19 protein-coding genes are annotated in these 24,254 nt (G+C 43.3%); 7 read left to right on the top strand and 12 right to left on the bottom strand.

Annotated elements, in window-relative coordinates:
- Positions 1-43: 43 nt before the first annotated feature.
- The gene (locus ACFS6H_RS10595) at positions 44-499 is read right to left on the bottom strand and encodes a copper resistance protein NlpE (RefSeq protein WP_386098112.1); all 456 of its coding nucleotides are present in this window, start codon (positions 497-499) and stop codon (positions 44-46) included.
- 164 nt (positions 500-663) lie between these two features.
- Here ACFS6H_RS10595 and ACFS6H_RS10590 point away from each other — a divergent pair, with 164 nt between their 5' ends.
- Complete coding sequence (locus ACFS6H_RS10590; RefSeq protein WP_386098110.1) at positions 664-1,326, top strand: epimerase; 663 nt, start codon at positions 664-666, stop codon at positions 1,324-1,326.
- A gap of 46 nt (positions 1,327-1,372) precedes the next feature.
- On the top strand, positions 1,373-2,470 hold the full coding sequence (locus ACFS6H_RS10585) for an MBL fold metallo-hydrolase (RefSeq protein WP_386098108.1): 1,098 nt from the start codon (positions 1,373-1,375) through the stop codon (positions 2,468-2,470).
- A gap of 2 nt (positions 2,471-2,472) precedes the next feature.
- Here ACFS6H_RS10585 and ACFS6H_RS10580 read toward each other — a convergent pair whose 3' ends face one another.
- Positions 2,473-2,871 (bottom strand): winged helix-turn-helix transcriptional regulator, encoded by a 399-nt coding sequence (locus ACFS6H_RS10580; RefSeq protein ID WP_386098106.1) that lies wholly within the window; start codon positions 2,869-2,871, stop codon positions 2,473-2,475.
- Between the two features lie 116 nt (positions 2,872-2,987).
- Here ACFS6H_RS10580 and ACFS6H_RS10575 point away from each other — a divergent pair, with 116 nt between their 5' ends.
- Positions 2,988-3,620 (top strand): nitroreductase family protein, encoded by a 633-nt coding sequence (locus tag ACFS6H_RS10575; RefSeq protein WP_386098104.1) that lies wholly within the window; start codon positions 2,988-2,990, stop codon positions 3,618-3,620.
- A 44-nt stretch (positions 3,621-3,664) separates the two neighbouring features.
- Complete coding sequence (locus ACFS6H_RS10570; protein ID WP_386098102.1) at positions 3,665-4,525, top strand: SDR family oxidoreductase; 861 nt, start codon at positions 3,665-3,667, stop codon at positions 4,523-4,525.
- A gap of 41 nt (positions 4,526-4,566) precedes the next feature.
- Here the strand turns inward: ACFS6H_RS10570 and ACFS6H_RS10565 are convergent, their stop codons facing one another.
- Positions 4,567-5,361 carry an endonuclease/exonuclease/phosphatase family protein gene (locus tag ACFS6H_RS10565; RefSeq protein WP_386098100.1) on the bottom strand — a complete coding sequence of 265 codons (795 nt, stop codon included), beginning with the start codon at positions 5,359-5,361 and terminating at the stop codon, positions 4,567-4,569.
- 303 nt (positions 5,362-5,664) lie between these two features.
- Here ACFS6H_RS10565 and ACFS6H_RS10560 point away from each other — a divergent pair, with 303 nt between their 5' ends.
- Positions 5,665-7,173 carry a succinate CoA transferase gene (locus tag ACFS6H_RS10560; RefSeq protein WP_386098098.1) on the top strand — a complete coding sequence of 503 codons (1,509 nt, stop codon included), beginning with the start codon at positions 5,665-5,667 and terminating at the stop codon, positions 7,171-7,173.
- A gap of 5 nt (positions 7,174-7,178) precedes the next feature.
- Here the strand turns inward: ACFS6H_RS10560 and mfd are convergent, their stop codons facing one another.
- Both mfd and ACFS6H_RS10550 read right to left on the bottom strand, forming a co-directional pair.
- Complete coding sequence (gene mfd / locus ACFS6H_RS10555; RefSeq protein ID WP_386098096.1) at positions 7,179-10,580, bottom strand: transcription-repair coupling factor; 3,402 nt, start codon at positions 10,578-10,580, stop codon at positions 7,179-7,181.
- Between the two features lie 245 nt (positions 10,581-10,825).
- Entirely contained in the window at positions 10,826-11,659 is an 834-nt protein-coding gene (locus ACFS6H_RS10550; protein WP_386098094.1) for a transketolase, read from the bottom strand.
- 203 nt (positions 11,660-11,862) lie between these two features.
- Between ACFS6H_RS10550 and ACFS6H_RS10545 the strand changes: the two genes are divergently transcribed.
- The gene (locus tag ACFS6H_RS10545; RefSeq protein WP_386098092.1) at positions 11,863-13,017 is read left to right on the top strand and encodes an MraY family glycosyltransferase; all 1,155 of its coding nucleotides are present in this window, start codon (positions 11,863-11,865) and stop codon (positions 13,015-13,017) included.
- A gap of 94 nt (positions 13,018-13,111) precedes the next feature.
- Positions 13,112-13,675 carry a ribosome recycling factor gene (gene frr, locus ACFS6H_RS10540; protein WP_386098090.1) on the top strand — a complete coding sequence of 188 codons (564 nt, stop codon included), beginning with the start codon at positions 13,112-13,114 and terminating at the stop codon, positions 13,673-13,675.
- Positions 13,676-13,931: 256 nt separating this feature from the next.
- Here the strand turns inward: frr and ACFS6H_RS10535 are convergent, their stop codons facing one another.
- The 7 genes from ACFS6H_RS10535 to ACFS6H_RS10505 form a co-directional block, all read right to left on the bottom strand.
- Positions 13,932-14,798 carry a DMT family transporter gene (locus ACFS6H_RS10535; protein WP_386098088.1) on the bottom strand — a complete coding sequence of 289 codons (867 nt, stop codon included), beginning with the start codon at positions 14,796-14,798 and terminating at the stop codon, positions 13,932-13,934.
- Between the two features lie 139 nt (positions 14,799-14,937).
- Complete coding sequence (locus tag ACFS6H_RS10530; RefSeq protein ID WP_386098086.1) at positions 14,938-15,456, bottom strand: SRPBCC family protein; 519 nt, start codon at positions 15,454-15,456, stop codon at positions 14,938-14,940.
- 64 nt (positions 15,457-15,520) lie between these two features.
- Positions 15,521-16,015 carry an SRPBCC family protein gene (locus ACFS6H_RS10525; RefSeq protein ID WP_386098084.1) on the bottom strand — a complete coding sequence of 165 codons (495 nt, stop codon included), beginning with the start codon at positions 16,013-16,015 and terminating at the stop codon, positions 15,521-15,523.
- A gap of 69 nt (positions 16,016-16,084) precedes the next feature.
- Positions 16,085-16,516, bottom strand: a complete 432-nt coding sequence (locus ACFS6H_RS10520; protein ID WP_386098082.1) for a VOC family protein — start codon at positions 16,514-16,516, stop codon at positions 16,085-16,087.
- 36 nt (positions 16,517-16,552) lie between these two features.
- Positions 16,553-16,942, bottom strand: coding sequence for a VOC family protein (locus ACFS6H_RS10515; protein ID WP_386098080.1), 390 nt, complete (start codon positions 16,940-16,942; stop codon positions 16,553-16,555).
- Between the two features lie 295 nt (positions 16,943-17,237).
- Entirely contained in the window at positions 17,238-22,082 is a 4,845-nt protein-coding gene (locus ACFS6H_RS10510; protein ID WP_386098078.1) for a DNA repair ATPase, read from the bottom strand.
- A 69-nt stretch (positions 22,083-22,151) separates the two neighbouring features.
- A complete protein-coding gene (locus tag ACFS6H_RS10505) occupies positions 22,152-24,197 on the bottom strand; it encodes a flotillin family protein (protein WP_386098076.1) in 2,046 nt (681 codons plus the stop codon).
- Between the last annotated feature and the right edge of the window lie 57 nt (positions 24,198-24,254).

Below are 24,254 nucleotides of genomic sequence, written 5' to 3'. Positions count from 1 at the left end.
AAAGCGACCCGCTGGTCGCTTTAAAAATATGTTTTGCGCAACATTATTTTATCTTGGTCAGTATATAATGCTTCGCCAATTCACCTTCTATTATTTTACCTTGCGTATCTAATGTAATTAACTTTCCTTCTCCCACTTTATATTTAGTTGAATCAGTTTTTGAGGACAAGGTGATAATACTGCCTGTACTATCCCATACCAGGATTCCTTCGGTATCAAAACTTCCTTTTTTACCATTATACTGCTCTTTCTTTTTAAAACTGCCATCCATATTGATAGAGACCGTTGTTTTAATGCCGGCACAATCGGCACAGGGAAGCTCGCCTTCATACACGCCTGCCCAGTCCAACGAGTTTTTTGAGTTATGTACGGTATCCTGTTCATTTAACACTACGGTGTCCTTATTCTTTTCATTTTCAACCGGGGGCGTGGTCGCCTGGTTATTACAGGCTGTTAAACCCAGCACCATGGCAACTACCATCGTTTTCAGTGTTTTCATGTATATTTTATTTTATTTCAAAGTTAATAAACACCTGGCTGATAATCGCCGGTCACCCGTGAATAACCGCCATTCGCCCATTTTTCAGCCGGTTTTTGAACTTTTACTGCTCACGGTATGTATACCTTTGTGCAAATGCCACACGAATCAAATAAATAAGACCTATGGGATTAAAAATAATTTTAACAGGGGCCACGGGCATGGTAGGCGAAGGAGTACTGCTGGAGTGCCTGCAGCATCCTGAAGTTGAAGCCGTGTTAAGTGTAAGCCGTAAAAGTACAGGACGCACCCACCCCAAATTACAGGAGTATATCGTACCTGATTTTTTGCAATTACAACCCGGCGATACTACCCTGCAAGGTTATGATGCCTGCTTTTTTTGCGCCGGCATCAGTAGTGTGGGTATGGCCGAAGATAAATACCGGTTAATCACTTATGATACCACCATTCATTTTGCCAATGTATTGTTACCGCAAAACCCCGGCATGACCTTTATTTATGTAAGTGGCGGAGGTACTGACAGCAGTGAAAAAGGCCGTATTATGTGGGCAAGGGTAAAAGGCAAAACAGAGAACACCCTGGCAAAAATGCCATTTAAAAATGTATATAATTTCCGCCCGGGTTTTATGAAGGCAATGCCCGGACAACAAAACCTGCTTACATTTTACAAGGTAATCGGGTGGACATTCCCTTTCTTTAAACTGGTATTTCCTAATGCCACCAGCACCCTGCAACAGGTGGCCCGTGCCATGATCAATTGTGTTACCAGGGGAAGCGATAAACAAATATTGGAAGTACGCGATATCAATGCCATATCGGGCATATAGTTATAACTGATCTATGAAAAGATTTTTAAAAATTCTCAAACGGATCATGATAGTATTAATAAGCCTCGTATTGTTATTGGTAATTGTTACTTTTTTTTATATGCGCCAGGCAAAATTCGGCAAAGCACCCAGCGGAGCCAGACTAGAACGCATGAAACAATCACCTAATTATAAAGACGGGGCGTTTGTAAATAAAACCTATACCCCAACCCTGACCAAGGGCTATTCCATGGCCGGTTTGTTATACAACCAGCTTTTTAAAAGCTACCCGCGCCGCCGTCCTGTTGACAGCCTGCCTTCGGTAAAAACGAATTTATTGACCCTGCCTGCCGACTCCAACTTACTGGTGTGGTTTGGTCACTCCTCCTACTATATGCAGGTAAATGGTTTAAAGTTATTGATAGACCCTGTGTTCAGCGGCAACGCCTCACCCATTCCGGGCACTGCAAAATCATTTAACGGTTCGGATATATTTACTGTAAACGACCTGCCTGATATTGATTATTTAATGATCAGCCATGACCATTATGACCACCTGGATTATGAAACCATAATCGCTTTAAGATCTAAAGTAAAAAATGTGATCTGCGGACTGGGAGTTGGCTCACATTTAGAATACTGGGGCTACCCGGCCAGTATGCTGATTGAAAAAGACTGGGATGAAACAGTAGACCTGCCCGGCAATATAAAAGTACACACCCTTACAGCCCGCCATTTTTCCGGGCGTACTTTTAAACGCAATAATACCTTGTGGTTATCTTACCTGGTGGAAACACCCACGCAAAAGTTTTTCCTGGGTGGCGACAGCGGGTATGATGATCATTTTGCCGCCATTGGTAAAAAGTATGGACCAGTTGACCTGGCCATTTTAGAGAACGGCCAATACAATGAGGCCTGGCACGCCATACATACTTTACCGGAAGAAACCCTGAAAGCCGCAAAGGACCTGCAGGCTAAAAGACTGATGCCTGTACATTCTTCCAAGTTCACATTAGGCCTGCATCCCTGGGATGAACCATTATCGGAATTGCTGCGGTATAACCAGGAGTATAAAATACCTTTGGTTACACCCCTGATAGGTGAAACCGTGAACCTGAATGATACTGCTCATGCCTATAAAAATTGGTGGCAGGGATTGAAGTAATACTACCGGGTAGCAGCGGCATGTTCCTTTAACGCTTTTTCTATTTTGCCCATGGCAAATTTGCGGTGCTGCAAACCCCAGTCAACCATAATATCCAGTACTCTTTTAAAATCTTCGCCCGACCTGGTAAGCTGGTACTCGACGGTTACAGGAATAGTGTCAATTACCTTTCTCGATATAATGCCGTTTATTTCCAGGTCTTTCAGTTCTTTCGATAACATGCGGGGCGTGATCTTAGGTATTTCCCGCTCCAGTTCTTTAAACCTTTTTTTACCATACAGTAAACTGCCTATGATCGGCAGCTTCCATTTACCGCTGATGGCATTCATGGTATCATTAACGGCTAGCACATAAGTACCGGAGCAACGTTGTATCTGTTCTAGTTTTACTACTTTACTCATAATAAGATCATGTTTTACAGTATACTATACTAAAGTATACCAGTATACTTTAGTATAGTACTTCCTAAAGTATAGCAAAGGTAATCTAATTTTGTGTCATAAAAAAACGAATAATTATGTCCTTATTAGATTCGCTGAACTGGCGTTATGCCACCAAAAAAATGAACGGAGAAGCAGTTCCCCAGCATATAGTTGATAATATTATTGAAGCCGCTTACCTGGCCCCTACATCCTCCGGCCTGCAACCGTTCCGCATTATACAGATCACAAGCAAAGAATTAAAAGAAAAAATACAGCCTATTGCTTTTAACCAGAGCCAGATAACCGATGCCTCACATGTATTGGTGTTTGCGGCCTGGGACAATTATACGACAGAACGTATTGAAAATGTATTCAACCACACGGCAAAAGAGCGTGAACTGGCACCTGATTTTTTTAACGATTATAAAAACAGGCTGATCAATTTATATACCCCCCGTACGGCACAGGAAAATTTTGAACATACTGCCCGGCAGGCATATATCGGCTTTGGCCTGGCCATTGCAGCTGCCGCAGAAAACAAAGTGGACGCCACACCCATGGAAGGTTTTAATAACCAGGAACTGGATGAATTACTTAACTTGCCTGCACAGGGTTTGAAAAGTGTGACCATTTTACCACTGGGCTACCGTGATACTGAAAATGACTGGCTGGTAGGTATGAAAAAAGTACGTACACCCAAAGAAGAGTTTGTTATTTCTATGAACTAAACAGGATTACACCATACCCATTCGTCAGGATTAAAAAAAATGATATGATATTAGTTACAGGAGCTACCGGGCATTTAGGATCGGCCGTTATTGATAATTTATTAAGGACCGTACCCGCCGGTCAGATAGCGGCTTTGGTGCGTAACGAAGCCAAAGCAGCCCCATTGAAAGAAAAAGGGGTGAATATACGTATAGGCCATTATGATGATGCCGCCAGCATTCAGCAGGCAGTACAGGGTGTAGATTCCGTTTTATTGATTTCTGGACTGGATGCACACCGTTTGCAACAACATATTACTGTTATAGATGCGGCCAGGCAAGCCGGTGTAAAACACATTGCCTATACCAGTGTTAGTTTTAAGGATGTGGATAGCTCTGTTATCAAAGATTTTATGAGCGGGCATTTTAAAACAGAGGATCATATAAAAGCAAGCGGGCTGAATTATACTATTTTCCGCAACACTTTATATATAGATGCACTGCCCAATTTTGTAGGTAAACAGGTATTCGAAAATGGTATTTTTTTACCGGCCGGTGAAGGAAAAACGCCTTTTGCCTTACGCAGTGAAATGGCCGAAGCTATTGCCAACTCTTTATTACTGGACAGCAAAGAAAAGAAGACCTATAATCTTACCGCATCTGCGGCTTATTCCTTTGCTGAGATCGCAGCAACCTTATCTGAACTATCGGGTAAAACGATCAGTTATACCAGCCCGGATGTGGACACTTTTAAACAACTATTAAAAGACCATGGTGTACCTGAGATAGGTATACTGATCGCGGCCGGCTTTGCATCGGATATCCGGAACAACCAGTATGATGTGGTGTATAATGATCTGGAAACATTGCTGGATCGTAAACCGACCGGGTTAAAGGATGCCTTAAAAATATTTTACAATTTATAAACGCCAATAAAAAAGCGCCGTACGGCGCTTTTTTTATGTTATTACTCCAGTTCCAGGGTTACCAATACAGGCATATGGTCCGAAGCATCATTTTTTAATACTGCTACATCTATCACTTTCCATTTGGCATTATTGGAAAGGAAAACCATATCCAGTCTTATCTTCGGAGCCGTATACGGGAAAGTGGCTTCCGGCTTACCTTTCACCACTGCCGCATCTTTAAAGTTTTTAGTAATTATAGCGTACTCTGCTGAGCCGGGTACAAAATTCCAGTCACCGGCCAGTATTACCGGGTAAGCTGATTTTTGGGTAATGCTGTCTACCGTTTTTATCTGGTCAATCCGGTTCACATCAAACTCATGACACAAATGGTTGCCGGCAAAAACAATGGTCCTGCCATTTGCCAGTTTTTGTTGCACCTGCAGCATGGCCCGGCCTTCTCCCCCTTTAGGTATCGGCAATGCATACCGCGTTACTGTTGCCGGCTTTTTAGTCAATACACCTTCACCATAGCCGCCGTTATCATAATCAATTGCTTTGGCAAAGTAGCCATTCATTTTTGTTAAGGCCGCTAATTCTTTTACAATATCAATACGTTGACCATTATTGAAACGGGCCGTCCGGTTCGTCATGCTGTCCACCTCCTGCATAGCTACAAAATCCGGCTGGTGTTCATTGATCACCGCCGCAATCTTTTGCAGGTTACTCGTTCCTCTTTCATAGTGTGCCTCGCCATGATAAATATTAAATGTCAATACTTTGATCCGTTGTTGTGCTGTTACAACCGTTTGCAGCAATAGTAGCATTGCAGCGGCAAGCAGGGCCTTTGTTTTCATACTGATGATTTATGAGTACTAAAGTTAACAGAAACAACGGTCAACAAAACAGTTCACCACCCTTATTCATAAAAATAAAACAGGTAAAACGTTTGCATGATCATGATCTTTATTTTTTTGCCTGCTGAGTATCGCGGCTCAGTACTCTTTGCCCCGGCAGCACCCCGTTGATGTCCCCTATAGCACGATAATGTTTTTTCACCGGCTTTTAGTAAGAACAGGCCTTAATCAGCCATATCATTGACCTATATCATTTGTCTGCCCCACAGGTTGTATAGCTTTGCCGGAAGAAAATGGCATTGTATGAATAGTTACCAGGACAGGATTTTGTACTCATCATTAAGGGATAAAGTGATCAGTGCCGAACAGGCGGCCTTGTTTTTTAAAGATAATACCATTGTAGGCTGCAGCGGTTTTACCAAGGCCGGGGACAGCAAAGCTGTATTATCGGCACTGGCACAACGGGCATTGACCGATCCGCTACAAATCACTTTGATCACCGGTGCATCCCTGGGACATAATACCGATGGTAATTTAGCCGCGTCTAATGTATTGAAACGCCGGATGCCGTTCCAGGTAGATCCTGTGTTACGTAAAAAAGTCAATAACGGTGAAGTGTTGTTCATTGATCAGCACCTTTCCGAAACCGTAGAACAGTTGCGCAGCAAGTTGTATGATACGCTGGATATAGCAGTGATCGAATGTGCACTGATCAAAGAAGACGGCAGCATTGTACCCACCACATCTGTAGGCAACTCCGCTACATTTGCAACATTAGCCAATAAAATCATTTTAGAGATCAACCTTTCCATTCCTGTTACGGTAGAAGGTATTCACGATATTTTTGACACCGGCGATTTTCCCCGAAAAATAATCCCCATCATGGCAGCCGATTCCCGTATTGGCACTGCCAGCATTCCCATTGACCCGGCTAAAGTAGTGGGTGTAGTGATCACCCATACCCAGGACAGCCCCGCAGAAATAGCGCCACCCGATGCGCAAACATTAGCCATTGCCGGTCACCTGCTGGATTTTTTTGAACATGAGGTAAAAGTAGGGCGTTTGAAAAAGTCTTTATTGCCTTTACAGGCGGGTATCGGCAAAGTGGCCAATGCAGTGTTAGGCGGTTTTGTGGAAGGCGATTTTCATGACTTAACCATGTATTCGGAAGTATTGCAGGACAGTACTTTTGACCTGCTGGATTCGGGCAAGATGACATTTGCCTCTGGTTCTTCCATCACTGTATCAGATGCATATTATAAAAAGATCTGGGCGGAGTTTGACCGGTATAAATCGAAAATTTTGTTACGCCCGCAGGACTTAAGCAATGCCGCGGGTGTAATAAGACGCTTAGGAGTAATTGCCATTAATACCGCCCTGGAATGTGATATGTATGGCAATGTAAACTCGACCCATGTGGCCGGCACCAATATGATGAACGGGATCGGCGGTTCAGGCGATTTTGCCCGTAATGCTTACCTGAGCATTTTTGTTACACCCTCCGTTGCTAAAAACAATACCATATCCCGAATAGTACCGATGGTGTCGCATGTGGATCATACCGAACACGATGTAGACATTATCGTAACGGAGAACGGCCTGGCTGACCTGCGCGGCCTGGCACCCAGAGAAAGAGCAAAATTAATGATCAGTAAATGTGTACATGCCGATTATAAGGATGCATTGGCCGATTATTATCAAAGGGCTGTAAAACGCGGAGGACATACGCCGCATTTACTGGAAGAAGCATTCAGCTGGTATACCAGCCTTCAGCAAACAGGCAGTATGAAGCCTGCGGAAGTATTTGCCTGATTTATTTAAACAGGTACTACCTCCGTATACATTTTTTTCAGGAACGCATACATCTCCTCCATACTGTTAACAGGCTCAGCTATCAGCAGGAATAGTTTACCGGTTTGTTTTAAACGGCCTTTATTGGTACCGGTTTGTAAAAAGGATATAATGCGCTGGAACAGGTCCGATTCAAAATAAGGAGAATCGTTTTTATTGATAAAGAAACAACGCAGTACATTATCTTTTAAGGACATTTTTTCAAACCCGAGTGCAATGGCCATCCTGCGGCATTGCATGGTAATGAAGAGGTCTTCTACCTGTTGCGGTATGGGGCCAAAGCGGTCGGCCAGTTCGGTACGCATGGCATCCAGCTCTTCATCATTTTCGCTGTTATCCAAACGCTGATAAAGTGATAAACGTTCGGTAATACTCTCTACATAATCATCAGGAATTAAAATTTCCAGGTCGGTATCAATGGTACAGTCCTGTACAAAATCATCCTGTTGTGATATCTCTTCTTTGAATAATTCTTTAAACTCGCTGCGTTTTAGTTCCTTGATCGCATCGGCCAGTACTTTCTGGTACATTTCAAAACCGATATCGGCCATAAAGCCGCTTTGCTCACCACCCAGCAGGTTACCGGCTCCACGTATGTCCAGGTCACGCATGGCGATCTGGAAACCGCTGCCCAGTTCACTGTGTTGTTCCAGGGTTTGTAAACGTTTACGCGAATCGTTAGGTAAAGTGCTCATGGGCGGAGCCAGCAGGTAACAAAAGGCTTTTTTATTACTACGTCCCACACGGCCACGCAACTGGTGCAGGTCACTCAGCCCGAAGTGATGGGCATTGTTAATGATAATGGTATTAACATTCGGAATATCCACCCCGCTTTCTACGATATTGGTACAAACCAGTACATCGTAACGGCGATCAATAAAGTCCATGATACGCTCTTCCAGTACATGTCCTTCCATCTGGCCATGAGCAAAACCAATACTAAGGTCCGGACATAAACCCTGAATAATGGAGCACATTTCAGGCAAGCCATTTACCCGGTTATAAATAAAGAAAACCTGTCCGCCTCTTTCCGTTTCAAAATAAATCGCATCACGGATCGCATCTTCATTATACACCAGTACCTCTGTTTGTATCGGCTGCCGGTTAGGTGGCGGTGTATTAATGATGCTCAGGTCCCTGGCCCCCATCAAGGAGAATTGCAGGGTACGGGGTATGGGTGTTGCCGTTAAGGTTAAACAATCCACCGAGGTACGCAGGGTCTTTATCTTTTCTTTATGGGCCACACCAAATTTCTGTTCCTCGTCAATGATCAGCACACCCAGGTCCTTGAACTTTACTTCTTTTCCTAAAATAGCGTGTGTGCCCACCAGTATATCAATCTTACCTTCCTGTAATTTCTGGTAGGTTTCTTTCTTTTCCTTTGCCGATTTAAACCGGTTGATATAATCTACCGTTACCGGAAAATCCTTCAACCTTTCCTTAAATGTTTTATAATGCTGGAAAGCCAGGATGGTAGTAGGTACCAACACCGCGGCCTGTTTACCATCCACATTGGTTTTAAAGGCTGCACGTACAGCAATCTCCGTTTTACCAAAACCTACATCACCACAAACCAGGCGGTCCATGGGCGATGAGGATTCCATATCTTTTTTTACATCGGCCGTGGCCTTGTTCTGATCGGGTGTATCCTCGTAAATAAAGGAGGCTTCCAGCTCGGTTTGTAAGTAGTTATCAGGGCTATGCGCAAACCCTTCCTGCGCCTTCCTTTGTGCATATAGTTTAATCAGATCAAAGGCAATTTCCTTTACTTTGATCTTGGTCTTCTCTTTTAATTTGGTCCAGGCATCACTGCCCAGCTTGCTCACTTTAGGTACACTTCCCTCTTTGCCGGTGAACTTGGCAATTTTATGCAGGGAGTTAATATTTACATATAAAATATCGCTGTCCTTGTAAATAATACGTACCGCCTCCTGTGTACGGCCATTGGCCTCAATTTTCTGCAGGCCGCTGTACACACCAACACCATGATCGATATGGGTAACAAAATCGCCGGGCTGTAATTCCCTTAAGGTACGCAGTGTAAGGGCTTTGTTTTTATTATAGGCCTGCTTTATCTTATACTTATGGTAACGCTGGAATATCTGGTGATCGGTATAACAAACGATCTTCAGGTCATCATCAATGAACCCTTCATGTAAGGCCGAAGTCACCGGGTTGAATACCAATTCGGCCTTCAGATCATCGAAGATGGTCTGCAGCCTTTCCAGTTGTTTCGGATTTTCAGCAAATATGTATAAAGTATATCCCTTGTTCTCATGGTTGCGCAGGTCGCTTATCAATAACTCGAACTGGCGGTTAAAAGCGGGTTGAGGCCTGGTATTAAAAGCAATATCCAGGTGCGCATTTCCCTGTAAAGATTTTAAACCAAAACCCACCAGGTGTTTCTGTTCAATAGCCAGTGTGAAATCATCGGCTGTAATAAAATCTTCTTTCTTCACATCCTGTTTAACCAGCGACTCATCCGCATCTTTGGCCTTTACATTACCCAGTTTATCATTACTCTGCTCCCATTCAATAAAAGATTGAATATCATCTTCGCTTTGCTGTAAACGCTCTGTGCACAATTGCAGGTCCTGTACCCATATTACCGTATTCTCCGGCAAAAAATCCGTCAGTGCAACCTTCTCTTCCGTATTGAACTGGGTATCTATATTGGGTATAATGCTTACCTGTAATAATTTCCTTTCGCTTAACTGGGTTTCCGGGTCAATGATACGGATCGAATCCACATCATTACCAAATAACTCCACCCGGTAAGGTTTTTCATTACCAAAGGAGTAGATATCCAATATACCGCCCCGTATGGCAAACTGACCGGGCTCATACACAAAGTCCGTACGCTCAAAACCATAGTCGGACAGCTTTAACAATACTTCTTCCGTATTTAAAACATCCCCGGTTTTAATATGAATGATGTTTGACGATAAGGTACCGGGCAACACCACTTTTTCTATTAATGCCTCGGGATAGGTAACCAGTATTTTTTTATTACCGCCTGCAGCAATTTTTGTCAGCGCTTCGGTGCGCAACATTACGTGCGAGGAATTCAGCAATTTATAGTTACGCCTGTTTTTATAAGAGGAAGGAAAGTAAAAAATATCCAGTGCCGAAGTAATACTTTCCAGGGTATTAAAAAAGTAAGCGGCATCCTCGGCATCATTCAGGATCACCAGGTGATTCAACTGGGAGGTAATACCGTGTTGTAACAAAGCCCCGATGATCATCTCAACTGAACTGCCGGCGGCATTGGTAATGGCTATTTTCTGAGGTTGGGCATAGGTCAGCTTGTCCGCCAGCTGAAAAAGGGCGGGTGTATCCTGGTATCGCTGCAGTAAATCAGATATCATAAACTCGGTGCAAAGGTAACAAGTAGCGGCGAGAATTGTTGGGATTCAGGAGGTGGAATTATGAGTGATGAATGATGAATTTTGAATTGAGCAGTCAGATGTGAGAAATCAGCATTGAGAAGTCAGAACTGAGAAGTTGGGTTATTGATGGTGTATTGCTAACTGTCAATTGTCACTTCTCAATTGTCCATTGAACTTGTCAATTGATAAAAAAAGCCCCTCTTACGAAGGGCTCACATGTGTTATTAATAATCGCCGAGTGTTTCGGGCAGTTGTGCCAGGGCTTTTGCCAGTTGTTCATCGTTTGGCGCAATACCATGCCATTCGTGGGTGCCTTCCATAAAGTCAACCCCCTTGCCCATGGCAGTATGCATCATAATGGCAATAGGTTTACCCTGTCCGGTTAATGATTTGGCTTTATTTAAAACCGCCACCACATCATCCATGTCGTTACCATTCATTTCCAGCACGGTCCAGCCAAAAACACTGAATTTTTCGCCGATATTACCCATTCCCAGTACTTTATCGGTAGGACCGTCGATCTGCTGGCCGTTCCAGTCAACCGTGGTGATCAGGTTATCTATCTTATTATGGGCTGCATATAAAACAGCTTCCCATATCTGGCCTTCATTCAGTTCACCGTCACCATGCAGGGAGAATACCAGGCTGTTATCCTTGTTTAGTTTTTTAGCTATTGCTGCGCCAATGGCAACGCTCAGCCCCTGTCCCAAAGAGCCGGAGGCAATACGTACACCCGGCAGGTGTTCGTGGGTAGTGGGGTGGCCCTGCAAACGCGAGTTGATCTGGCGGAAAGTGGCCAGTTCCTTAATATCAAAATAACCGGCACGAGCCAGTACAGAATAAAATACGGGTGAAATATGTCCGTTTGACAGGAAGAAAACATCTTCATTTTTCGCATCCATATTAAAGGACGGATCGTGCTTCATGATATCAAAATAAAGTGCTGTTAAGAAGTCTGCACAACCTAAAGATCCTCCGGGATGCCCGCTGTTGGCGCCATGTACCATTCTTACAATATCACGACGAACCTGCGATGCTATTTCCTTTAACTGAGCCATATGGTATAAAAAAAGGGGTTTTGAAATGGGTTTGCTAAAAAATGTTAGGCAAATGTGCAGCTTTTTCCTTTATAAAACCTTTAGTTGTACCGTTTTTTATGCTAACCGGCAAAACCCTACCGAACGTTTGGTTCATTGTTCATATTAAAATAATTGTTAAAAGCGTGGCAATTCCTTACTTTTGTCACGTTAAAATTAGAAAAATGCAAGATTTAGATGTCTTTTTAACAGCATCTGTCGCGTTCATTATCACTTTTTTAGCTATACCCGTAGTCCTTCAAATAGCTGACCGAAAGAAATTGTACGATGTACCTGACGAAAGAAAACTCCATACCCACCATGTATCATCATTGGGCGGTGTAGGGGTATTTGTTGGGGCTATGTTTGCCCTTTTATTAGCCGTACAAGGTACTGTTTACCCTGAGTTTCAATACTTTTTCGCTGCTATACTGGTTACCTTTTTCCTGGGTCTTAAAGACGACCTGGTAGCCCTTTCCGCAACAAAAAAGTTCATCGGCCAGATCATGGCGGCGGCGATCATCATTCATTTAGGCGGTTTACGCCTGAGCAGTATGTATGGTCTTTTCGGAATAAACGAAATCCCGGAAAGTTTCAGCCTTGCCCTGTCTTATTTAACGATCATTTTTATTATCAACTCCTATAACCTGATCGATGGGATTGACGGCCTGGCCGGCAGCCTGGGTTTATTATGCTGCCTGGTATTCGGCACTTACTTCCTTATCATCGGGGATACCGGTTATGCCCTTCTGGCCTTTGCCATGTCGGGCAGTTTAGTGGCTTTCCTGATCTTTAACCACCACCCGGCAAAAATATTCATGGGCGACTGTGGTTCCCTGGTACTGGGACTGGTATGTTCCATCCTGGCTATCCGTTTTATTAATATTGCCAATACACCCAATATTAATATTGCATTACCGGCTGCTGTACCACTGGCCATTTCGGTAATTATTGTGCCCTTATCTGATACCATCAGGGTATTTGCTACCCGCATTTTAAATGGTAAATCACCTTTTTCGCCCGACAGGACGCATATACACCACCTGCTGCTGGACCGTGGTTTAGGACATGCGGCAGTAACATTTATCCTGGTATCGGCCAATGTGGTATTGATTACCCTTACCTATATTTTCCGTTCTTTAGGACCAACCTGGACCCTTGCAGGCCTTTTAACCATTGTTTTTGGAGTAGTAGGTACTTTGTATGCTACCCGCCCCCGCCGCAGACTGGTGGTGGCTCCCAAGGCAGTTGGCGAAGGAGCCGAGCTGCAAACCCGTACTTCAAGGGTATTGAGCATCGCTTCCTCCCTAAAGGATAAATTAAAGATCGACCAGAATTAATTGCTTAGATATTTACCGTAAAAGTGCTTTTTAACAGAAGCACTTTTTTTTTACCCCGTTGTTTATGTAGATTTGCGACTCTTATAACATACTTATGGCAGAAGATATTATTACAATAACGAAAGAAACAGAGGACGGGATGCAGAAAGCATTAGTGCACCTGGAATCGGAATTAACCAAAATAAGAGCAGGAAAAGCCAACCCACAGATGTTTGACGGCCTGGCCGTAGATTATTACGGTTCGCCCATGCCTATTAACCAGGTAGCCAATATCAGCGTAATGGATGCCCGCACCCTGACCATACAGCCCTGGGAAAAGAACATGGTTCAACCTATTGAAAGAGCCATCATTGCCGCCAATATGGGTGTAACCCCGCAGAACGATGGCCTCATCATCCGTATATTTTTACCCCCGCTGACCGAAGAAAGGCGTAAAGAACTGGTAAAACGTTGCCAGGGCGAAGGAGAGCAATCTAAAATTGCCGTTCGTAATATCAGGCGCGATGCTATTGAGAACGTTAAAAAACTACAGAAAAACGGTTTAAGTGAAGATGCGGCCAAAGACGGCGAAGCGGAAGTACAACAAATAACGGATAGGTATATAGCCCAGGTAGATAAAGTACTGGCGGCCAAGGAAAAAGAGATCATGTCCGTATAAACATATGTTTCAACACTTTGAAGAATCCTGCAGGCATGGCTTGCGGGATTTTTTTTCAATGGACAAGTTCAATGGACAATTGAGAAGTGACAATTGACAATTAGCAAAAGACAATCTATAACCCAACTTCTCCCATCTGACTGCTCAATGCTGACTTCTCATACTTCTCAATGCTGACCTCTCACATCTGTCTATATACTCCCCTCCTCAATTCATCATTCATAACTCATCATTCAACCATTCATCATTCCAAAACTCATTTCCTGTTCGCCAGGTAAACCCCTGCCAGGATGATCAGCAGGCAAGCAACTTCTACCACGGTGATGAGCTCTCCTGCCAAAACACCCCAGAACAAAGCCACAAAGGGCACGCCATAGGTAACCAGCGAAGCAAATAACCCACCTTCCCTTTTTACTAATGAATAAAAGAGGAAAGTGCCGATAGTACTGGCCGATAGCCCTAATACTACAGCATTGATAACTGCCCATTGAATAGTGGTATCCGAAAAATCCAGATCGAAAAAATCCTGGTGCCATAACATCAATAAGGCAGGCAGACACATGGCCGATAAGGATACCGTAGACAAGTGTACCGGGTTTACTTCCCTCAGTTTATGGCCCACTATATTGATATTAGCGCCATAGGAAATGGTACCGGCAATAATAAGCAAGGCATATTCAATATTATTGATCGTCAGTGTAGCATGGTTATAAGTAAGCAGGCAGAGGCCGGCAAAACCGATCAATACCCCGATGATCTTTTTCCACACAAAATGGTCTTTAAAGAACGAAACGCCGATCACTACCACACAGATGGGGGTAAGCGAGTTTAAGATACCTGCCAGCGAACTGTCAATTTTCATAATACCGTAGGCAAAACAAAAAGCCGGTATCAGGTTGCCAAAAGCGCCGGTAACACAGGATAGCAGCCTTTTTTCGCGGGGTATTTTTTTAATATGTGCGAAGGCGAAGGGAACAAAAACAATGCTGGCAGAAAAAATACGCAGGGCTGCAGTTTGAGGGGCAGTCAAACCTTCACGGATCACTTTCATTAAAATAAATGAGCTTCCCCAGATAAAGCAAAGCAATATAAATATGCCCCAGCTGATGATTTTTTTGTTCATAAAGAATGCAAAGATGCTGAATACAGAAGATATTCACTTACTTAGTTTAAAAATAGCCTGGCCCATAAAATAAAAAACCGTCATGCCCATTGCCGGTACATAACGGTTACATCATTAAAGGGCTATACCCAGGTAAGTCTTATTGTTTTTCCAATACGTTTTTCAGGTTTTGTAATCCTTTTTCAAAATCATCACCCATATCGTAAAACAGGCTCATGATATTAAAGGGATAAGGCGATTTACCTGAAATACCCCAGGTTACTTTTGTCTGGCCCGGCCCGGCATCTGTTGTTATAAAATGGGCAGTAGCAGGATCACCAAAACCAAAATCCAGCTTGCTCTCTACCTTCTCCCCTTCCACAATATTGGTGATGGTTTGTGAACCCTTCCCTAATTTTTTACCGTCCCAGGAGTATTTAAAGCCAACCGTTCCGTCAGTACCTTCAAAGGTCTTTTTAAGGTCAGGTTCTGACAATTGCCATACACCAAAATTATCCTGGTTCTTTATATATTTAATGTATTCAAATACCTCACTCCGGGGTTTATTAATGACTATTTCCCTTTCGCTGGTAAAGGTTTTGGGCAGAATAGCCGCTACAATTAAAGCAATAACAATAATGGCCAGTATACCTAAGAGTATGCCTTTTACAATTTTCATGTTGTTTGGTTTTTATGATTGAAATGATGATGGAGATGTCAGCAGCCTCGTTTCATTGTCCTATTTACAACAAGGTCCATTTACGGGCATTTACCTCGTTAAAACCGCCCTTTGCAGGATTGGGGACACCGGTTCCGGTGGTAATAAGTTTATACAGGCTGTCGCTTATGAAATTTGTCCACCCGGCACTGCAGGCCTCATAACACTCATACTGCGGGTTCAGTCCTATATGGGTAAAATAAAGCAGTGTCTGGTCACCTTTCCTTTCAATATCAAATACGATGTTTGTACCCTTCCATTCGGTTTCGTCTTTCGTAAATCTAAAAAAATTATCCAATACCTGCCAAATAACTTTTTTATGCGGTATCGTTTCCACTACCCGGATATGACAGGAATGAACATCTTTGTAATGGTAAAAAAACTCATCACCCGGCTTTTGTGCATTGCCGGTTATTTCTTGCGACCACCATTCATTTACTCTTCCAATGGCATTAAATACATCGGCTTCGGGCGGGTCAAGGGTAAGTGTGATCGAAAAATCATTTCCTGTTCTTTTCATCTGACTGAATTAAAAGTATGACGAATGACGGGGCTTACGCCCCGTAATGAAAGAGTGTAAGAAGAGGGTTTATTTAACCGTTGCTTCGTTATAATTGATCATCCAGTAAACACCGTATTTGTCTGCAAAGCAACCAAAATAATCACCCCAAAACTGGTCTTCCAATGGCATTTCAATTTTGCCTCCTTCGGACAGGGCTTTAAAATATTCATCGGCCTGCTGACGTGAATCGGGGAAAACGGAAATATAGTTATTGTTGCCTACAGTCAGTTGCTGGTTCATGGATGGCATAATATCCGAGGCCATCAACAGCTCATTACCAATGGGCAAAGCAATATGCATAACACGTTGCTTCTCTTCTTCTGACAGGTTTTCCGTACCCGGTGCACCACCCATGCGGTGAATGCCTCCCACAAATTCACCACCGAAAACAGATTTATAAAATGTAAAAGCTTCCTCCGCTTTACCGTCAAAGTTTAAATAAGGATTTAATTTAGGCATAGTTGTATCTTTTAAAAGTTTAGTTTTTTAATGGGTTTATTTCATCGAATGCAGGCCAATGGCGTTCCCTTCCGTATCGGAAACAATGGAACAAAAACCATATTCGCCAATTGACATTTTAGGCTGGCATATTTTTCCACCGGCCGCTACTACCCTGCTTTCTTCCACGGCACAATCCTCGCATACAAAGTAGATCATAGTACCACCTGCACCTACATTGGCGCCTTCCATTTTCACCAGGGTACCGCTTGCACCGGCATTATCCATTTCACCGGGGAAAGCCCGCATTTGTAAGGATTGATCGCCGGGCATGGGCATGTCCTGTAATTTTATATTCAATACCTTTTCATAAAAACCGGTAGCCCGGTCCATATCATTTACATAAATTTCGAACCAGCCAACCGGGTTCATTTTTTTGTTTTCCATAATAGCTGCTTTTATTATTTGAATTCAAAAGTATTTTTAATGAAAAAAATTACTCTTGCCATAGGACAAGAAATAGAAAGCAATTGCACAATTAGCTAATTTGAAAATTTGCCAATGAGTATTTTCGGTGTTAGCAAGAAACCCGCACAATGCCCAATAGCATTACTGCAGTACAAGTGTGCGACGCAAGGGACGATCAGCGTAGCAATGAAGTTGATTAACAAAAAAAATAGCGTAAACCTTACACATTGTAAAGTCTACGCTATTTAAAACAACGCTGTATTATACAATAAAATTATTCTGATGCCTTTTTAATAGCATTGGCTATTGCCTGCAGGTGCCCGTTAAAGTCGTTTAACTGCACTAACATTTTGCCGGTAGCATCTCCTTGCTCCAGGCCACCGAATTTATTATTCTGCCTGAATATCTGTTTGATCTGCTCCCATCTTTCCAGCTCTGCTGCTGTAATAACCCCGGCAAGCTCTTTCAGTTTTAAGAGGTTGGCTTCCGCATCAGCGGTCAGTGTCTGCGACTCACCCTCATAGTGGGATAACAATAGTGTTTGCACTTCACCTGTATTCATTAGCGGTACTACCCTGGCTGCCATTTTATTCATGTTACGGTATGACCCCTGCATTTTAAATGCCGGCTCGGTACGGTAAGCATCTTTCATGGCCGCACTGGCTATGTACTGTGCATTTACTTTAATAACTATATACCTGATGCGTAATAAATTTTTCAATACCGCTATCGCTTCATCTATTACCTGTGAAGGATGATTACCTTCCAGGTCCGGTAAAATATCGCTGTTGGTCTCTACATAATTCACCAGTTTATAAATATCATCAAAGCTTTTATTGGTGATCTGCAACAGGTATTTATTTTCCGCCACCGCATTTTCAATCAGGCTTAGTTTAAACAGGTCTTCGGTATTACCGATCACATCGCCCAGGTTATATACATCGGCACGGTTGGCCAGCATGTCGGGTATTTTAAACTTTTCGCCACTTTCGGTATAAGGGTTGCCGGCCATTACCAGGCAAAACCTTTTACCCCGCAGATCATAGGTTTTACTTTCGCCTTCAAAAATGCCGTCCATCTTACGTTGACCATCGGCCAGGGAAATAAATTTCTGTAAAAACTCTGCGTTACAGTGCTGTATATCGTCCACGTATAACATCACATTATCGGCCATTTCAAAGGAGAGGTTTATCTTTTTCAACTCCTCCCTGGCCCCGGACGTTTTAGCTTCCGAAGGATCGATAGACGTGATCTGGTGACCGATAGTTGGTCCGTTTATTTTTACAAAATGTAAACCCATTGTTTTAGCCAGGTATTCCATCAGGGTGGTTTTACCATAACCCGGAGGTGACACCAGCAATAACAATCCCATACGGGCCGTACGTTTATCATCACCTGCCGTACCTATCTGTTTGGCCAGGTTGGCACCGATCAGGGGAAAGTATACTTCGTTGATCAGTTTGTTCCGTACAAAAGAGCTTAATACCTTGGGCTCAAACTCGTTTATTTTCAGGCTTTGCCTGTAATCGTTCACCAGGTTTTCCTTTAAGGTATTAAAAGCCTGGAAAGCAGGCACCGTAACCGTTACAAACTGCTGTAATTTTTCAATAAAGGCGTGGTACTGTATAACCGTTTCCTGGTTAACAATGGTTTTAAATACGCCTTTTAAACCTGTAACATGTACCGTATCGGCCGCTGTTTTTTCTTTATAAGGATATTCTTTAAACAGTAACAGGCAAACCGCTTCATCTGTGTAAAGGCTATTATATTTTTGGATATCCTGTTGTACAAAAGCGCTTACCCAGTTTTGGGTGATATAAAATTTTTCTTCCAGTGAAAACAAGTCCTGGTGAACATCCTGCTGAAAGGCTTCGGTCCTTTTATTTTTTTGCAGGAAAGCCAGGAAGTCTTTTTTAATCAGCCCGGCCTGCTGGCTGTTACTGAACTGTTTATTTATACCGAACTCTTCGTACAGGTAGCGGCTAACAAGCGATACCTCAAAAGCAGGGTGCAGGAAAGCATGGCCTGCCGCCAAGGCTGCCACTTCTTTTTCCACAATACCGAGGCGATTACTACCGGGAAAACTGGCCCCGATGGCTTGTGCCGCGCGAATAACATGCTGCAGTTTTTGCTTGGCTGTATCGGATAAGGTGAACCAGAACAACTGCCCGGCAACCCTTACTGCAGGAGCATATTGTAAAGCCCCCAGTTCTGTACGCAGGCTCTGCAACTGTGTATATATCAGTAATGCATCGGTATTATGCACGCCTTTTAAGTAACCGGCTGCATAATCACGTTCAGTTTTTTCCGTAATAAAAGGTGCTGCATCCCAGCGGCTGTCATGCTGTACACTCTCCAGTAAAGCCTGGTAGGCCAGGTATTCGGCGCGGTACACTTCCTGGTTCTCAGACACCAATTCCTGTTCCCATACATGCTGGTAACGGTATATTTCTTCGGCTTCCACTTTTTTGTAAAAGCCGGTGCCGATCAGGTGATAGTACAGGCCTTCGTTTTTGCGAACAATGGTCAGGTTGAGCACCTGTTTATTGACCGTGAATTTATAATTACCCAGCGCAATAATATTCTGCCCGTCAACAAAAAGATCTGTTTTATCTTTTAATGCTCTCAGCGCATCTTCCTGCGCTACCCTTACCAGATTTTCTAAATTCTCCGCCTTACCAACATCACCCAATGCTTTCAGATCACTGACCAGGTTACGGATCTTATCTATCATCAGGTCGGTAGAAAAGAAAGCGTAAATATTTTCCTTGGAATGAAAGGTCTGGGCCTTGTTCTCAATATTTTTTAAAATACGCAGGCCAATCTGCTCCAGCGAAGTGGTACGTTTATTTATTTGCGCGGTCAGCATTTCCTTTTTACCGGAAAACGCCTTGATCACTTCATCTCTTTTATCCGCGATCTTTAAAACGAACTCATCAAAGTCGGCAAACCGGCTTTCGAGCTCTTCAATCTGCACACTGATCTTGGTAAGATAATCCTCGCATTTCTCCGGGCTGGTGGACAGGTCCAGGAAGTTAACAATACTCTGTTCCAATAAGGTAAGCTGCGCATGAAACTCACCGGTTGCCTCACTGCTGCGTAATGCAGTAATAGTACGGGCCAGGTCGGCTTTTACTTCATTTAAGGAAGCAAATATCACCGATATCTTTTCAATGATACGGGTGGTCTGGGTGGTATCCTCGATCTTCAGGCTGTTAAGGATATCTATCAGCACTTCCAGTTCTGAAGCAATATCTTTTACCGCCGTTTCTATTACCTGTGCATCAATTACCTTGGTTACCTTTTTTACTTCTGCCTTCTGCACCGCTACTTTCTCTTCATAGGGTTGCAGCGCTTCGTCTCTTAACAGGTAATTGATGGTATCCTGTGACAACTGCAGGTTGTATTGCTGTAATACTTCCTGTAAAGCATCCACCGCACCGGTATCAATATATTTAACATTCAGCAGGTCGATCACCGCTCCCTGCGTTTGCCGGGTGGTTGCCAGTAACTGTACTAATTGATCGAGCGCCGTAATGACCGCATTTTTAATATCGATCACCAGGTTGTCTACCCGCTGTTGCATGCCTGCCAATACATCCCGCGCATGCTGGCGCTGGGTTTGTACTTTGGCAAATTCATCAATAGCCGTATTGGCGATATCTTTTATCTGGTTAAGCGGCGCCGATAAATCAAATGTTTCCGCATCCCTGATCCAGAAATAAGAGTCAATGATATCTCCTGTTTTTTTTACAATATCCTCGTACAGCCCTTCATAGGAATCTTCCTTATTCAAGAGCTGTATCACTTCCTGGCTTTCGGACATAGCACTCACAATATCCTTATTGCCGATCTTGTACAATACATTTTCGGCCATGGCCTTGTTCTCCACCAGCACCGCGGTATATGGTGTTTGCCATATCTGCACCTGGTGGTGACGTATGGCTTCGTTCTCCGTACGGAAGTAGATCAGCTTCCCGTCATCAAAAACAGTAAAGCCATTACATACAATGGGTGTTTCCACCTGTTGCATGATCACGTTATACGACATCAATACATAGGTATTACTATGCCGCTGGTAAAATATGTACAGAAAATCCTCGCCATTGGGAGAAGCTATGCTGCGGATAAAATCAAGATCAGTAAGATTGGATTCAAATATTTTACTGATACCGTTTTGTAAATAATAACCGTTAGGGAAAATAATACCCTGGTTATCGGGTAACAGAATGCCTGCATCCAGTAACATTTTAATAGGCACCACTTCTTTGGTACGCACATTGAATATGTAGGTACGGTAATCCTCCTGGTAGGGCTTTATTTTTAAGGCTATCAGGTTACCCAGGTCGGCGTAGTTATACTCCGCATCATCCAGTTGCTGATCCTTGCTGTTTACCGGCTCGGCATAAATACCTTTACCGGTATCGGTATTGTCCTCTATTTTAAAAGTAATATCACCGCCAATGGTCTCAATAAACACCTTGTCTAAAATGGAGATATGCGGATACCTGCCCAGTTTCCTGTTTTCCAGGCCGGTTTTGATCCAGTCAAAATCGTGCTGGGCCGTTTTCTTTACTTCATGTATGCTCCTGTCGTCAACATAATGCAGTTTGTTGTTTTTGATCAGCCATTTAAAAGCTTTCCGGTCATCCGGGTTTTTGCTGGTCTGGAAGATCATGTACAGGTAGTTCTCCGTTTTGGTGAACTTGGCAAAGATGGAGTCGCGGTAATATTTGTACAGGTTGGTAAAGTCCGTAATAAAACCCTCATCTTCTATCAGGGTAAGCGGCTGCGGTTCAAAATGATTATCGGTAAACCGGTATATATTGAACACATCGCTTAAGCGGATAGATTCACGCAAACCAAAGTGTACATTATAGCCGAATATGCACAGCTCACCAAAAGCCATAATACCTCTTGCCACCCCGTTATTCTCCGTAGTGATACGCTGATTGGCAATGAGTTCAAAGCCGGTTGAGTTGAAGATCTCTTTCCTGGCTGTATTCAGTTTGGATAAACGCTGCACCAGCTCCACACGCTGCTCGTTTAACCTGCTCCTGATTATTTCGTAAGTACCCGAATCTAATGCCGTTGTTATTTGCTGTCCTGTTTCTGCCATGTTGATAGTAGGGCCTGTTGCCCGGAGACAACAGGCTTGTTAGCTATTAAAAAATTGTACCCGGTGGTATTAACCGTTCAGTTTTTTATTGGATAGTCCCAAACTGCTTGCCAGATTTGCCAGGTTTAACAAAGTGGGCCTGTCGGTATCGGAACTATTCTGCTGCATTTTTAATAAAATGCTGGAGATGGTCAGGTTTTTTAAGTCGTTGGTAGAAACGTTATATTTTTCTGCGAAGTTTTTGATACGCTCCATCAGGTCACCGCTGGTACTGCCATCACCCAGTAAAGCCGTTTTAATTTGTGTGGCATTCTCACTTTCATTGATCAAACGGTCAAAGCCTTTGGCATTGGATATCTGGTTCACAATATTCTGGAAGAACATGGTTTCACCACCTACGATATCGATATTGGCCGATTTCAGGGCGCTGCCCAATACATCTGCCTGTGCATCGGCAATATCTTTCTGGATATTGATCTGCGCCAGGGCAATATCTTTTTCTTTCTGCAGTAAGAGTTTAAACTCTTCGTGATCCTTACCAACAGCATCCAGTTTTTTCATGGCTTCCGCTTTTTCTTCAATACCGGCAGCTTCAGCCAGGGCTTTTTCTTTGGTTACCTCAGCCTGCGCCAGTCCTTCCTTACGTTTGGCCTCTGCTAATTTTTCAATTACGCTGGCATCGATCACACCTTGTCTTTCTGTAGCTTCAGCTTTAGCGATCATTACTTCCGCTTCTGACAGACCAAGGGTCGCTTCCTCACGGGCCTGGGCTTCGGCTAAAATTTTACGTGCTTCCGCCTGTTTCACAGCTGCTTCTTTTTTAGCATCGGCATCAATGATGAGTTGTTTTGCTTTTTCTTCCGCCGCTTTTTTCTCGGCTTCGGCCGCTTTCACGGTATAGATCAATTTCTCTTCGGCCTGCCTGCTTGCTTCGGTAATACCTACTGTTTTTTCACGCTCTACACCACGGAAGGCTTCTAAATCCATTACACCTTGTTTTTCTTCCACCACGCCTTTTTCCAGTTTCACTCTTTCGCGGATAACATCTTGGATATTTTTCTTTTCTACCTCAATATTTTTTTCTTTCTCAATCTGGGCCAGGGTTACGATCTTTTCTCTTTCTGTTCTTTCCAATTCACGGTCTTTTTCCACACGCTCAGTTTCTACCGCATCGGTACGCAGTTTGTTTTTTTCTGCAATAATGATCTGGCGCAGTTTGTTCTCCTCCTGTACGGCCAGGGATTCATCGGTTTGTATTTTCACCGTCTGCGCTTTCAACCTTTCCTCCTCCCTTACTTTCACGATCTCGGCCTCTTCACGGGCTTTGATATTATCGATCTCTCTTTTTTGCTTCTCTTCCTTCTCCGCCATCTGCCTGTCTAATTCCAGGATGGCTTCGCGGGCTTCCACATTTTGTTTTTTGATCGTTTTTTCCTCTTCCCTTTTGATGAGGTTAGCTTTAATGTTTTGCTCTGCAGTTAATTCCGTGATCTTTTTAATACCCTGTGAGTCCAGGATATTCTGTGCACTTAAGAATCGTATTTCAGTTTGTTCTAAATAGTCAATCGCACAGTCGTCCAGGATATAACCGTTCAGGTCGGTACCGATAATATCCAGGATCTCGGTCCTGAATTCGCGGCGGGCTTCATAGAGTTCAATAAAGTCGAATTTTTTACCCACGGTTTTTAAGGCCTCGGAGAATTTGGCTTCAAACAGGTTGCGCAGGGTCTCCACATCGCTGGCACGCTCGCAGCCGATGATCTGGGCAACGTTCAATACATCATCAATACTTTTATTAACGCGTACAAAGAAGGCCACTTTAATATCGGCCCGGATATTATCCTTACAGATCAGGCCATCGTTCTCCATCCGGTCTATCTGTAATTTTTTTACCGATATATCCATGATCTCCATTTTATGTAGAATGGGGATGACGTACATACCTTTATTGAAGGCCACTTTACCGCCGCCAACACCGGTACGGACAATGGCTTTACCCTGTGGTATTTTTTTGTAAAAAGTGGCTAAGGCAAAAAGAAAAATAACAATGAAGAAAATAACGCCACCAATAATTAATAAGGTGATACCTCCTAATGCATCGAAAAATGAGCCCATAAGTGTTTAAGGTTGTTTGTTTTTAAAAATTTGATTGTACTTAAAATAAGTTGTTAA

It is taken from the genome of Terrimonas rubra (genome assembly GCF_042686025.1).
In the GTDB taxonomy this organism is placed as follows: domain Bacteria; phylum Bacteroidota; class Bacteroidia; order Chitinophagales; family Chitinophagaceae; genus Terrimonas; species Terrimonas rubra.
The sequence above is the reverse complement of the archived record's forward strand: the minus strand, read 5'-3'. Positions and strand labels throughout refer to the sequence as shown.

Coding starts and splice junctions, on each gene's coding strand:
- ACFS6H_RS10595 (WP_386098112.1), bottom strand. CDS start 499: ATGAAAACACTGAAAACGATGGTAGTTGCCATGGTGCTGGGTTTAACA.
- ACFS6H_RS10590 (WP_386098110.1), top strand. CDS start 664: ATGGGATTAAAAATAATTTTAACAGGGGCCACGGGCATGGTAGGCGAA.
- ACFS6H_RS10585 (WP_386098108.1), top strand. CDS start 1,373: ATGATAGTATTAATAAGCCTCGTATTGTTATTGGTAATTGTTACTTTT.
- ACFS6H_RS10580 (WP_386098106.1), bottom strand. CDS start 2,871: ATGAGTAAAGTAGTAAAACTAGAACAGATACAACGTTGCTCCGGTACT.
- ACFS6H_RS10575 (WP_386098104.1), top strand. CDS start 2,988: ATGTCCTTATTAGATTCGCTGAACTGGCGTTATGCCACCAAAAAAATG.
- ACFS6H_RS10570 (WP_386098102.1), top strand. CDS start 3,665: ATGATATTAGTTACAGGAGCTACCGGGCATTTAGGATCGGCCGTTATT.
- ACFS6H_RS10565 (WP_386098100.1), bottom strand. CDS start 5,361: ATGAAAACAAAGGCCCTGCTTGCCGCTGCAATGCTACTATTGCTGCAA.
- ACFS6H_RS10560 (WP_386098098.1), top strand. CDS start 5,665: ATGAATAGTTACCAGGACAGGATTTTGTACTCATCATTAAGGGATAAA.
- mfd (WP_386098096.1), bottom strand. CDS start 10,580: ATGATATCTGATTTACTGCAGCGATACCAGGATACACCCGCCCTTTTT.
- ACFS6H_RS10550 (WP_386098094.1), bottom strand. CDS start 11,659: ATGGCTCAGTTAAAGGAAATAGCATCGCAGGTTCGTCGTGATATTGTA.
- ACFS6H_RS10545 (WP_386098092.1), top strand. CDS start 11,863: ATGCAAGATTTAGATGTCTTTTTAACAGCATCTGTCGCGTTCATTATC.
- frr (WP_386098090.1), top strand. CDS start 13,112: ATGGCAGAAGATATTATTACAATAACGAAAGAAACAGAGGACGGGATG.
- ACFS6H_RS10535 (WP_386098088.1), bottom strand. CDS start 14,798: ATGAACAAAAAAATCATCAGCTGGGGCATATTTATATTGCTTTGCTTT.
- ACFS6H_RS10530 (WP_386098086.1), bottom strand. CDS start 15,456: ATGAAAATTGTAAAAGGCATACTCTTAGGTATACTGGCCATTATTGTT.
- ACFS6H_RS10525 (WP_386098084.1), bottom strand. CDS start 16,015: ATGAAAAGAACAGGAAATGATTTTTCGATCACACTTACCCTTGACCCG.
- ACFS6H_RS10520 (WP_386098082.1), bottom strand. CDS start 16,516: ATGCCTAAATTAAATCCTTATTTAAACTTTGACGGTAAAGCGGAGGAA.
- ACFS6H_RS10515 (WP_386098080.1), bottom strand. CDS start 16,942: ATGGAAAACAAAAAAATGAACCCGGTTGGCTGGTTCGAAATTTATGTA.
- ACFS6H_RS10510 (WP_386098078.1), bottom strand. CDS start 22,082: ATGGCAGAAACAGGACAGCAAATAACAACGGCATTAGATTCGGGTACT.
- ACFS6H_RS10505 (WP_386098076.1), bottom strand. CDS start 24,197: ATGGGCTCATTTTTCGATGCATTAGGAGGTATCACCTTATTAATTATT.